Genomic DNA, 11,139 nt, shown 5'->3' with positions numbered 1-11,139 from the left:
TTTTGCAGGTAGTGTAAAATCACTAGGCTTTAACCAGAATGATCAGGACGTTAGCGTTGGTGTAATGCTTCCTGGTGAATACACGTTCGGCACTCAAGCGCCTGAGCGTATGACGGTTGTAAAAGGTGCGCTTGTGGTCAAGCGTGTCGGCGAAAGTGATTGGACGACTTACCAAAGTGGTGAGTTTTTTGAAGTGGAAGGGAACTCCTCATTTGAGCTTCAAGTGAAAGACGCGACCGCGTATTTATGTGAGTATTTCTAAAGCGCACTTTTTGCCTGTGATAAAGCCACCTTCGGGTGGTTTTTTCGTCTATGTACTTCACTTATAACGCATCTTTTGGTTATTTGGGTATATACTTAATAAAAATGTACCCATCGACCAGGGAGGAAGTGATGGCAGTACAACGCAAGCATTCTGATCTCCCTCCTCGTTATGAGGACAAAGATCTCACCAATGAGCAAAGACATCGTTTTACCGAGGTTGCCAATGCAGCCCATAAGAGACGTGAATTCTATCGACGTGCTCTAGGGAAAGGCTTAATGGGCAAAGTGAAGGACCGTGCGTTTAAAGGCCAATTCAGTCGCCAGCAAGATAAGCCGAGCAGAGTGCTGCAAGCTGTGTGGCTAATCGTATTTCTGGTGCTGGGGCTATGGGTGATGCATGTATTCGCTTAACCATTAGCAAGCTTCTGATACAGTCGGTGTTTCAGAGGCTGACTTCTCTTCGGTATTGCAGTGCTCGTAATACGCGTATTGGTTTTTCCCTGTGTGTTTAGCCGCATACATTGCTTTATCTGCGCACCGAGTCAATTCAGATAAATCCTTCGCATCTTGTTTGTAGATAGCAGTGCCCACACTCATTGTTAACTCGTTAATCATATCGTAGCTTCGGTAGCCTTTTGGGAATAGATTCACAATACGCTTCAAAATGCTGTCTAGGTCATCTTTACTGTTTATATCGTAGAGCATGAGCACAAACTCGTCGCCCGCAAATCTAGCGATGGAGTAGTCGTGTTTGTCGGTTTTTCTGTCTTTATGGCGAACATTGTTTTTTAATCGAGTTGCAAAGGCTTGAAGCACTTGGTCACCAATATCGTGCCCGTAGGTATCGTTAATGTGTTTGAAGTTATCAATATCTAGGAAGACCAAAGCAGTGATACTGTCATCAGATGAATGGTTGATCTCATCGAGCTTTGCTCGCGCCCAAGTTTCAAAGCTCCAGCGGTTGGCAAGCCCTGTGAGTTGGTCAAAATACGCCAACTCTTCAATCCCTTCACGATAAAGTGTTTGAATGTAGTTGAGGACTTTTGTGTAGTAATACGAGAATGTGTGACACACAAATGCAGTCGCTATTAGGGTCAGCATAAATCGTCGTTCTATGATGTCACTGGCTGTTGGTAGCCGATCTAAAAAAACGACGCCAAAAAAGATCAGTAAGATATAGGTGCCACTAAACAGCAGACCGACTTTAAACTCATTGATCAGCACCAGAGTGGCGACAATGGGGTATAGCCATAGCAGTTTGCCTGAGGGGGCATCGTTATACAGAAGTAGCAATAACCCTTCGAACATCAAAACTGCACTCAGCCATAGGTCGGCATATTGATGATGTCGTTGAACCTTTATCACATAACTGATACCTAAACAGGCTAAGGCACACAGAGCATGGAAAAAGCTTAATCCCCAATTATCCTCAAACAATTGAGCAATGGAGCCATAAGTTAAACATGCCGCGGCGATACTGGAGCATAAAAAGACAATTTTCTTTTTTCTTGTTGAGCGGATATCCGCCATTTCCTCTAAGCGTGCTCCAGCCAATGTCGACATTACGTATCCTTGCTTAATTAACGTGTACGCTTATTCTAGGCGGTATTTTAGCGATGAATAGAACAACAAAGTTTCCAAATGTGATGTCAGTCATTTTTAGTATGGGCCTAGAAGTGTGGTTTGGTGAGAGTGCTCAAAGCGCAACAAAGGCTTATAAAGTTTTCCATGGCGGATCTTTATGGCTTCAGATGGTTCGATTAATAATTCAAAGTAATGCATTTCCACCGACGTATTTGCAGGATCTATCCTGACTCAACTCTGTTGGGAGTAGCATGAACTGCGCCTTCTACCTATTGAGCTCATTGTTCGTCAATCGACGATCTCTAAATTCCGGCAATGAGTTTTTCGTTGTGAAAAAGCATTAGAAATATTTTTCCGAAACAGAGCGAAATATTGTTGTCGTTGTGACCAATATGCGACTAGAATCCGCGCTAAATCACGACCTCATATCGAGCTTCGTTCGAGTCACTCTTTTTCCAAACTGCTTCACACATTTTGTGAGGCAGTTTTTAGTTGTAGGAAAGGTTACAAACATGCCTAAAAGCCAGAACATCAACCAGCGAATGTCTATTGTGGCGTTAGCTTGGCCGATTCTTGTCGAAATTTTGCTACGGACGGCTTTAGGAACCAGTGACGTGTTCATGCTGAGTGGATACTCAGACAAAGCGGTATCCGCTGTTGGTGTGATCACGCAGATTACCTTTTTCTTAATCATCGTTTCGACGTTTGTCAGCAGCGGAACGGGGATTTTGATTGCCCAATACAACGGTGCTGGGCGCGAGCAAGAGTCTGTGAACGTCGGCGTTGCAAGTATTGCGCTGTCTGTGATTGTCGGTGCGTTCTTGAGTGTGATTGCTGTGCGATGACGTTTAACGTTACGATTGGCGTTGTTTTTACGACCATTCTGCGTAGCCATGGCTATTCACGCTCTCCAATGGTGGTGAACTTGATCTCGGGTGTGTTCAACATCATTGGTAACTATATTGCGCTTTACCAGCCATTCGGTTTACCTGTGTATGGTGTGCAAGGTGTAGCAATAGCAACCGTCGTCAGCCAAGTCATCGGTACGTTAATGTTATGGTTTATTCTCGCTCGCAGCAGCATTGAACTACCGATGTCGACCATGAAACAAGTGCCCGCAGAGATTTACAAAAAGATCTTAAAAATCGGCGGCATGAACGCGGGTGAAGTGCTGTCTTATAACGTGGCGCAAATCTGCATTGTGTACTTTGTGGTGCAAATGGGGACGGCATCGTTGGCGGCTTTCACTTATGCACAAAACATTGCCCGTTTCTCGTTTGCTTTCGCGTTGGCAATTGGTCAGGCTGCGCAAATTCAGACTGGTTACTACATCGGTAAAGGTTGGGTGAGCAGCATTTTAAAACGCGTACAAATCTACTTCTTAGTGGGATTTGTGGCATCAACAGCGGCAACCACACTGATTTACCTGTTTAGAGAAGAGATTCTGCGCGTATTTACCGATCAACCGGAAATACTCGCATTGGCAGGCTCGTTAGTCATGGGCTCAATTTTGCTCGAAGCCGGGCGTGTGTTTAACCTGATTTTTATCGCGGGGCTGAAAGGCGCGGGTGACATCAAGTTCCCAGTGCAAATGGGGATTTTGAGTATGTGGGGACTAGGCGTGCTTTTCTCTTATATCTTTGGCATCCACTTGGGTTATGGCGTTTTAGGGGCTTGGATGGCAATCGCACTCGATGAATGGGTGCGTGGTATCATCATGGCAAGGCGTTGGCGCTCTCAGGTGTGGACCAAGTTTAAGGTGAGCTAACGGTTTTCGGTATCGCGCATCACGCTTATTCTGTTGTTAGAAACCAAAAAAGGCACTGGTTAGTCAGTGCCTTTTTGTTATTTAAAATCTGGAAGACGTTAGAATTCGCACTCAGCTCTGAACACCATGCGCTCTTTGCTGTATGGATGATCCAGCTCTAGCATCTCAGCATGCAGGTGTAAGCGATTCGCTTTTTCGCCGTATAAACCATCACCAACCATCGGCATGTTTAACCCCATGTGATGAGCACTGTGTACACGTAGTTGGTGAGTTCGCCCGGTTTTCGGATACATGTATACCTTGCTGCGTCCATCTTTGACTTCAATCAGTTGCCAGTAGGTTTCTGCATGTTTCCCGTGTTCAAAACACACCAGTTGACGTGGGCGATCGTCGGGGTCGCCACGCATTGGCAGTGAAATCTCCCCTTCAGGCGCGTTTAATACGCCTTCGAGTAGTGCCATATAACGTTTTTGTACGCCGCGAGCCATAAACTGTTTTTGCAGACTTTTGTTCGCGCGTTTAGTTAAGGCAAACACCAAAATGCCAGAGGTCGCCATGTCGAGGCGATGAATCACAAACGGCCCTTCCACATCAGGGAACATCACTTGTATGCGCGTATAAGCAGAGTCTTTGATGGTTTTACCCGGCACTGAAAGTAAGCCTGAGGGCTTGTTGACGACGACCATAGCGTCGTCTTGGTAGATTATCTCTAGCTCTTTGTCTTCTGCCCAATTCTCCGCCAATGGGTTAGGTTCGACATCCAGCCCTTGCATCATATGGCCTAAAATCGGCTGACATTTGCTGTTACACGATGGGTAGAATTTTTTGTGTTGGCGAACTTCAGACTTTGGCGAAACACCCCACCAAAACTCTGCCAGCGCCAGCGGTTTGAATCCGTATTTAAACGCGTATTGGAGCAGTTTTGGCGCAGCACATTCCCCTGCACCTGCTGGTGGTATTGGGTTTGTGGTGTCCGCAAAAATGTCCACCAAGTCGCGTGTTTCGCCATGGCTGTTTAGGAAGCGGTATTGTTTATGCAGTTTGTGCTGTAAAGCGTTGGAGAGCGTCTTGCGCTGCTCTTTCAGGTGAGCAAGTTGCTGCTCTAACTCAGCCAAGCGCGCTTCTTTGATTGCAAGCTTTTCATCCCACGTTTGCTTTAAGTATTTGAGAACGTTTTTCTCGGCGACACTTTGTTTACCCAATTCATCCAATAAGATTTTGAGGTCATCGGCATTGAGTGTTTGCTCGCCCTGTTGACGCTGTCGTTTGCGCGCGGCGCGGCCGTCAATCATCACTTGGCGCTGTGTTTGCTCTTCTTGTTGATAAGCGGCTCGGCCGGCTTGTATTTGCGCTTTAAGATCCGCTAATTCCGGATTCGCGGCACAGGTTTTGTACTCCGCATTGGCGGCGTTGATGGCATCCGTTTCTGCGCGGAAGAAGCCTTCATCGGTCAGCATGTCGTACACAGGAGGGACAAATCCTGGAATCAAGTTTTGGTCAGCAATTTTGCCAGAAAATGCACTTAAAAAGCCGAGCTCGCCTTGAGGGCTTTTTACCAGCAATACGCCAAACATTTTGCCTCGCCCCGTTTCTTCATTAACCAAACCAAAATCGTGTTCGAAGTCGGTTTGCGCTAATAAATGCTGTTGCAATTGCTTTGCGGCTATAACGCAAAGAGGATGCGGCGTGTAGTAGAACGGAAACGTAAACTGCGTTGGTAATTCATAACCAGAAGTATCAGCAGTAAAACGAGTAAAACAATGTTCAGGCGAGTGCATGGTGGGTATCCGCGCGAGTAAAAAATCAAGCGAGGATTGTACCTGTTTGAGTCAGGATTGCCATGTCGGTGTTGGCACTCGCTCTTGGATTAAGGACAAGAGCGAGTGGGGAAGAGTTTATTGCAGTTTTCGTAATGCAAGCTTCCACTGTGCCGGTTTGTCGTAGTAGGTCGAGTGCGGCAAGGTCAAGTACTCGCCATTTACTTCTGCAATCAGGGTTGGATAACCACCAACGTGTAACTGTCGCATCAACTGTCGGCTGGAGTGAATTCTCTCATCTAGTTCGGCTTCGCTTAACGTCATGTTTTGCTCCCACGCATCACTTGCTAAACCTAGCGATTCTGCAATGGCTTTGAGCGTCGATGCTTCATTCACTTTTAACCCGAGCTGATAATGCGCAGATTGGATGGCCTTTAGCATGTGCCATGGATTCAGCCCCATTTTCTCCGCACTCAAGATCGCTTGTGTGGGTAGATAAGAATCAAGAACAAACGCATCTTCGCTTTTCACGCGTTGCAGATATGCTTCACCAAACGTTGCTCCGGTTTCGGTTGCGATACGAGCGTCACTGTTGATGATGTGCTGACGAAATTCAGATTCAATCGCGCGTTTCTCAATCATGCCGCCGGGATGAAGCTCCACCTTAAATTGAGAGGTGTCCATCAAGGCTTCGATGAGTGGTGATGCCCCGTAGCACCAACCACACATGGGATCAAAGAAGTAATGCACGGTTACCATGACATTTCACCAGTATGCACTTTTGCACCGATTTCTAGCGCGATTGGCAATTGAGCTTCTGGGTATTTCGCTGACATGGTGTCAATGAGTTGAGCGCTGTTATTGCTGTGTCTTTTCGCTTGCTGAAAATCCTGCAAGTATTGTTGCGAGTAGCGAATGGTGTCTGCGTTCAGCTTTGTGCCTGCTTTCATGTGACCAGGAATGACCAATTGAGGTTTAAGCGCAAGCATCTCGCTAAGCTGCTGCTCCCAAGCATTGATAGCGGTTTGGTCAGCGGCATCTGCCATCCATAAATGCACGTTTGAGTACACGGCTACGTTACCCAGAATCGCTTTGTTATCTGGAATCCATAGGTAAGGGCGGTGTGCTGATGTGCCATGGTTACCACGAATTTCAATCTTATGACCTTCTAGCTCCAATGATGCTTTGTCGTATGCGACAGGGATTACTGGTTTTACCGGTGCGTTTGCGCCAAGTTTTGGTCCCCAGTACGCCAGCTTTCCAGCCAACTTCTCTTTAATAATTTTTTGAACCGCTGGCGTTGTGATGATCTGCGCATCAGGGAACTGTTGGTGTAAGGCCTCTGCGCCAAAGTAGTAATCTGGGTCCGCTTGGCTGATGAAAATGGTTTTAAGCGTTTTGCCTGAGTCCAACACTTTGGCGGCAATGCGCATCGCGTCAGCTTTGGTGAAGCCAGTGTCGATGACCATGGCATCAGTCTCACCGTATACCAAGGTTGAGTTAACGTGGAAGCTGTTACCGTCGGCGTTGTAAACCTCAAGAGTAAGGGGAGAGTGGTTTGCCGCTAGGACAGGGCTTGCCATTAAAATGGATGTAGCAATCAAAGTGAATTTTTTCATAATAAGCTCCTAAAGAATTTGGGGCCAAGCGACGATGGCTTGGGAACGGGAGCTATATTAGAAAATTGATACGCTCGGAAAAATACACAATAATGTGCATCACTATTTCTTATTTCGAGCAAATTTATGGACAGAGTAACGGCAGCAAAAGTATTTGTGGATGTGGTGTATTCTGGCAGTTTTACCGCGACCGCAGAGCGGTTAGACATGTCTCGGCCAATGGTGACTCGTTATGTAGAGACGATGGAGAACTGGTTGCAAACTCGTTTGTTGCACCGCACCACGCGCAAGGTGTCGCTCACCACCGCAGGGGAACGCAGCTTGCCTCAGATTGAGCGCTGGTTAAAACAGGCCGATACGTTGACGTCGAACATTGCCGTTGATGGTGAGCTGTCCGGAAAAATCCGTCTCGCGTCTAGCACTTCATTTGGATTCTCACAGTTGATCCCAGCAGTAAACAGTTTTATGCAAAAGCACCCCAAAGTGCATATCGACATAGATCTGCAAGATTCAGTGAGTGATCTAACTGAGCAACGCATCGATCTGGCAATCCGAATTGCGTCAGATCCCGATCCTTCTTTGATTGGTAAGCCGATTGCGGTGTGTGAATCGGTGTTGGTGGCATCGCCGCAATACTTGCAAACTCATCGCGCGATCGCGCATCCGCGAGATTTATCTTCACACGACTGTTTGGGTTACAAAAACTTTGAGCGTCACGTGTGGCATTTGTCTCAGAGCGACCAGTTCGAATCGGTGGGAATTGAGTGTCGCCTAACCAGCAATGAGGCCACGGCGTTATTGCATGGCGCTTTGCAAGGCATGGGTATTTCGATGCTGCCAACCTATTTGAGCAATATCTATCTGCAATCGGGTCAGCTTGAGTCAGTGTTGCCGGATTGGAAGCCAAATGATCTCAACATTTACGCGCTTTATTCATCGCGTAAACACTTGTCTCCTGCGGTGAGAGCCTTCATCGATCACAGTGAAGATTACTTTAAACAGCACCCTTGGTAATCGCGAAAGGCGTCGTCATCCCGACTTGAGATTCATACAAGATCCTGTACCTTACATGGATTATATTTTCGCAGCGTCATTTAGAGTTTTAGTTAATGTCACAAGTTCGCATCAAATTTATTGCTTCCGATATGGACGGCACTTTGCTTGACCAATACGGTCGTTTGGATCCAGAGTTTTTCGATCTGTTTTTGCAATTGGAAGAGCAAGGTATTTTGTTCTCCGCTGCGTCTGGTCGTCAGTATTACAGCCTGCGAGACACGTTCGCGCCAATCAAAGATCGAGTGTTGTATGTGGCCGAAAACGGCACCTTGGTGATGTACCAAGACAAAGAGCTCTACAGTTGTACCATTCCTAAAGCGGAAGTGGCGGAGATTGTGAAAGCGGCTCGTGAAATTGACGGAGCAAACATCGTATTGTGTGGCAAGCGCTCGGCGTACATCGAAACGCATGATCAGCAATCGCTGGAAGAATTTCAAAAGTACTACCACCGCTGTGAATATGTGCCGGATTTGCTTGAGGTCGAAGACGAGTTTATTAAGGTAGCAATTTGTCACTTTGACGGTTCGGAAGAGCTCCTGTTCCCGACCATGAACGCGAAGTTTGGCGCAACGCATAAAGTCGTAGTGAGCGCAAAAATTTGGCTGGATGTGATGAATGCCGAGGCGTCTAAAGGCGCGGCCATTCAGCACCTTCAAGAGACGATGAATTTTACTCCGGCAGAAACCATGACGTTTGGTGATTACCTCAACGACCTCGAAATGCTGCAAGTCAGTGAGCATTCGTACGCGGTTGCCAATGCGCATGAAGAGATTAAGAAAATCGCTCGTTATTCTGCGCCAAGCAACCAAGAGGCTGGGGTACTAAAAGTGATTAAAGAGAAAGTGTTAGCGAAGTAACGTCCTCTTTTCGATGTTCTTTTCTTCTTAACGTAAAAAGCCCCGCAGTGTATGCGGGGCTTTTTTTTGTGTGGTGGGAGGGGGGTAGTAATGTTCCCGTTTTTTAGCGCACGTACTTAGCGGTTGCGCTGACTAAAAAGTGCTGCAACTTTCCATCCGATTTTGGTACCCACAAGTCGTTGTGGTATTGGTAGATACGACCATTGACGGTCACAGACAAGGTATTATCACCCGTTTGTTCCATGCGAATAAACTGATCCGAAGTGACCAAAAACGGCTCTTGCTCTTCAATGCTCTGGCCCGTTGCCAATACGAAGTAGCCGAATCGGTTGCCAGCATCCGGATCGGTTGAGTAGATTCGATGCCCAACGAGGCTGTAGTCGTCGTTGAGTGCCTGCTCAAGCGTTTTTTGCCCGATGGTTTCGTGCGATGGGATAAATACCCAAGCCAACACACCTGCCGCAATGACTGCCAGTAGAAGCAGTACTTGCATGAACTTTCTCATCATAAATACCGTTTAACGTTGAAATTTCATTTTGTACATGCGCTTATCCGCTATGCTGATAAGAAAGTCAACATTGTTACTGTCTTTTGGGTATTGCGCTAAGCCCATGCTGGTTGATAGTGTCGCGACGTTGTCGGAGTTTAGTATTGGCGCATCAAATACCGCATTGATATGCTCACTAACGCCCTCTTCATCAACATGCTCCCCTTCGAGGATGACGGCGAACTCATCGCCTCCCATGCGATAGACGGTAAAATCATTCAACGCCATAGATTTAAGCCGTCTAGCAATTTCACGTAGTACGGTGTCTCCCACTTGGTGACCGTGTGTATCGTTGACACTTTTAAAACCATTTAAATCTAAAATCCACAGAGAAAAAGGCCTTTTCTCTTGAGTGAGCTCATTCAGGTTGATAAATAGTGCATTGCGATTTCCAAGATGAGTCAGTGGGTCGCTGAGCGCCAGTTTTCTATGGAAATGGGATTCACGATAAAAGAAATAAGTCAGAGACAGGATCGACAAAACGAATGTAGCAAACAGCATATACTGCGCTTGCATTAACCGTTGCGTTTCTCCTTTCTGAGCCTCATAGACTTTGCTGCTTAGGCGAAAGTTCTGATTAACGAAATCGACCAAGCTTAAGTACAGTGTTTGAGTGGATCGATAAAATTGAGCCGCAGCTTGGCTATCGCCAGTTCTTGCTTCAACTAATTGCGCTTCCAGACCCTGAAATTCCTCAAAAAGATCAATGAAATACTGATGCATATTATTTCGAGAGAAAAAAGTGTAGGCTTCATTACTACTAATTAATAAATCGAATCTACTCCAGGCCAATTCATATTGCAGCTCTGCACCTTCGATATTTAATACATTTTCATCGACTCGTCTCGCTTCTCCGACAAGTTCCGAAAGCTCTTTAGAGAGTTGGAATAAAAACCAGGTCGCTTGTTTTTGCTCATTATTAAAGTTTTGTGACAGTGCTCGTGTCTGCTGCAGAAGCAATACATTTGCGAGAAGCAAAGAAGTGGCAAACACCACAAGCAACATTTTACTGGTTGTAGAGTATTGTGGTGCTCTCTGCTTTTGATAGGTGGGTTCTGATAACTTCATTCTTACTATTTTGCTTTCATCTCATTTACTTGCCAGACCATTTGCGCGTGATATTTATTGTAGTTGAGCTCAGGATAGAGACTAAGAGAGTATATTACCCAAAATGGCCCCTTATTCCTGACTTTTATATAGTGTTGATCTTGTTGGTAAGCCAGTATTGGTTGGTATCTAAGAATGTCTTGTCGAGACAGTGTCGAGTGATAGTCATTCAAGCTACTGACATCAACTTGTTCTGGCACTTTGCCATAGACGTGGGTGAGGAGCGTGCTAAGTTTGACCCCAAGAAATTCAGAAGAAGCAGGGATCCAAGGCAGCGTGGTTGTGTAGGTGGTGGTTGGTAAAGATTGAATCTCTTCCAGTTTTAATGTGACACTAGGTTGTTGGCTACTGCTAAATACGATCGTACTTGCAGATAAGAATGGCGCAACAAAAAACAGACCTAGCGCGACTATCTTTTTCATCATATGCCCTTTGAGTTTTATTCTTTTTGCTGAGCTAGGACAAAGGTGCTAGCGGTACTTTATTTGTAATTGTAGTAATAGAGCCAACCGGATGAGATTTTATAATATGTTATGTTTGAAAAGTAACTGTCGGTTTACTGTACGTCAAGGTTATTAAG

At 46.0% G+C, this 11,139-nt stretch carries 11 protein-coding genes and 1 pseudogene; 5 read left to right on the top strand and 7 right to left on the bottom strand.

The window, feature by feature from the left end:
- Both ppnP and CAG69_RS09365 read left to right on the top strand, forming a co-directional pair.
- Positions 1–262, top strand: a 262-nt coding sequence (gene ppnP / locus CAG69_RS09370) for a pyrimidine/purine nucleoside phosphorylase (protein WP_161443904.1), incomplete at its 5' end; no start/stop codon positions are given.
- Between the two features lie 131 nt (positions 263–393).
- On the top strand, positions 394–675 hold the full coding sequence (locus tag CAG69_RS09365; RefSeq protein ID WP_005392005.1) for a hypothetical protein: 282 nt from the start codon (positions 394–396) through the stop codon (positions 673–675).
- Between the two features lie 3 nt (positions 676–678).
- On the opposite strand, the gene CAG69_RS09360 is transcribed toward CAG69_RS09365, so the two are convergent.
- Positions 679–1,827 (bottom strand): GGDEF domain-containing protein, encoded by a 1,149-nt coding sequence (locus CAG69_RS09360; protein WP_161443902.1) that lies wholly within the window; start codon positions 1,825–1,827, stop codon positions 679–681.
- 533 nt (positions 1,828–2,360) lie between these two features.
- On the opposite strand from CAG69_RS09360, the pseudogene CAG69_RS09355 reads away from it, so the two are divergent.
- A pseudogene (locus CAG69_RS09355) lies at positions 2,361–3,616 on the top strand (MATE family efflux transporter).
- 98 nt (positions 3,617–3,714) lie between these two features.
- Here the strand turns inward: CAG69_RS09355 and CAG69_RS09350 are convergent.
- The 3 genes from CAG69_RS09350 to CAG69_RS09340 all read right to left on the bottom strand — a co-directional run bounded on the left by CAG69_RS09350 (position 3,715) and on the right by CAG69_RS09340 (position 6,992).
- The gene (locus CAG69_RS09350) at positions 3,715–5,394 is read right to left on the bottom strand and encodes an RluA family pseudouridine synthase (RefSeq protein ID WP_161443900.1); all 1,680 of its coding nucleotides are present in this window, start codon (positions 5,392–5,394) and stop codon (positions 3,715–3,717) included.
- Between the two features lie 117 nt (positions 5,395–5,511).
- Positions 5,512–6,132: a DsbA family protein gene (locus CAG69_RS09345; protein ID WP_161443898.1), complete on the bottom strand. Its 621-nt coding sequence runs from the start codon at positions 6,130–6,132 to the stop codon at positions 5,512–5,514.
- The gene (locus CAG69_RS09340; RefSeq protein ID WP_161443896.1) at positions 6,126–6,992 is read right to left on the bottom strand and encodes an MBL fold metallo-hydrolase; all 867 of its coding nucleotides are present in this window, start codon (positions 6,990–6,992) and stop codon (positions 6,126–6,128) included. Before CAG69_RS09340 ends, CAG69_RS09345 begins: the two co-directional genes overlap by 7 nt.
- A 126-nt stretch (positions 6,993–7,118) precedes the next feature.
- On the opposite strand from CAG69_RS09340, the gene CAG69_RS09335 reads away from it, so the two are divergent.
- On the top strand, positions 7,119–8,006 hold the full coding sequence (locus CAG69_RS09335; RefSeq protein ID WP_161443894.1) for a LysR family transcriptional regulator: 888 nt from the start codon (positions 7,119–7,121) through the stop codon (positions 8,004–8,006).
- 95 nt (positions 8,007–8,101) lie between these two features.
- The gene (locus CAG69_RS09330; protein WP_046875603.1) at positions 8,102–8,905 is read left to right on the top strand and encodes a Cof-type HAD-IIB family hydrolase; all 804 of its coding nucleotides are present in this window, start codon (positions 8,102–8,104) and stop codon (positions 8,903–8,905) included.
- A 103-nt stretch (positions 8,906–9,008) separates the two neighbouring features.
- Here the strand turns inward: CAG69_RS09330 and CAG69_RS09325 are convergent, their stop codons facing one another.
- The 3 genes from CAG69_RS09325 to CAG69_RS09315 are packed head-to-tail and all read right to left on the bottom strand — an operon-like array spanning position 9,009 to position 10,981.
- Positions 9,009–9,413: a hypothetical protein gene (locus CAG69_RS09325; RefSeq protein WP_031831553.1), complete on the bottom strand. Its 405-nt coding sequence runs from the start codon at positions 9,411–9,413 to the stop codon at positions 9,009–9,011.
- Positions 9,414–9,422: 9 nt separating this feature from the next.
- A complete protein-coding gene (locus CAG69_RS09320) occupies positions 9,423–10,520 on the bottom strand; it encodes a GGDEF domain-containing protein (protein ID WP_161443892.1) in 1,098 nt (365 codons plus the stop codon).
- A 5-nt stretch (positions 10,521–10,525) separates the two neighbouring features.
- Positions 10,526–10,981, bottom strand: coding sequence for an oxidoreductase (locus tag CAG69_RS09315; protein ID WP_161443890.1), 456 nt, complete (start codon positions 10,979–10,981; stop codon positions 10,526–10,528).
- Positions 10,982–11,139 lie beyond the last annotated feature (158 nt).

The organism is Vibrio sp. V43_P6S15P86, from assembly GCF_009904725.1.
In the GTDB taxonomy this organism is placed as follows: domain Bacteria; phylum Pseudomonadota; class Gammaproteobacteria; order Enterobacterales; family Vibrionaceae; genus Vibrio; species Vibrio diabolicus.
This window is presented reverse-complemented; position numbering and strand designations above follow the sequence as displayed.

Bases quoted from the DNA above. Each gene is read 5' to 3' on its own strand.
- CAG69_RS09365 (WP_005392005.1), top strand. From the start codon at position 394: ATGGCAGTACAACGCAAGCATTCTGATCTCCCTCCTCGTTATGAGGAC.
- CAG69_RS09360 (WP_161443902.1), bottom strand. From the start codon at position 1,827: ATGTCGACATTGGCTGGAGCACGCTTAGAGGAAATGGCGGATATCCGC.
- CAG69_RS09350 (WP_161443900.1), bottom strand. From the start codon at position 5,394: ATGCACTCGCCTGAACATTGTTTTACTCGTTTTACTGCTGATACTTCT.
- CAG69_RS09345 (WP_161443898.1), bottom strand. From the start codon at position 6,132: ATGGTAACCGTGCATTACTTCTTTGATCCCATGTGTGGTTGGTGCTAC.
- CAG69_RS09340 (WP_161443896.1), bottom strand. From the start codon at position 6,992: ATGAAAAAATTCACTTTGATTGCTACATCCATTTTAATGGCAAGCCCT.
- CAG69_RS09335 (WP_161443894.1), top strand. From the start codon at position 7,119: ATGGACAGAGTAACGGCAGCAAAAGTATTTGTGGATGTGGTGTATTCT.
- CAG69_RS09330 (WP_046875603.1), top strand. From the start codon at position 8,102: ATGTCACAAGTTCGCATCAAATTTATTGCTTCCGATATGGACGGCACT.
- CAG69_RS09325 (WP_031831553.1), bottom strand. From the start codon at position 9,413: ATGATGAGAAAGTTCATGCAAGTACTGCTTCTACTGGCAGTCATTGCG.
- CAG69_RS09320 (WP_161443892.1), bottom strand. From the start codon at position 10,520: ATGAAGTTATCAGAACCCACCTATCAAAAGCAGAGAGCACCACAATAC.
- CAG69_RS09315 (WP_161443890.1), bottom strand. From the start codon at position 10,981: ATGAAAAAGATAGTCGCGCTAGGTCTGTTTTTTGTTGCGCCATTCTTA.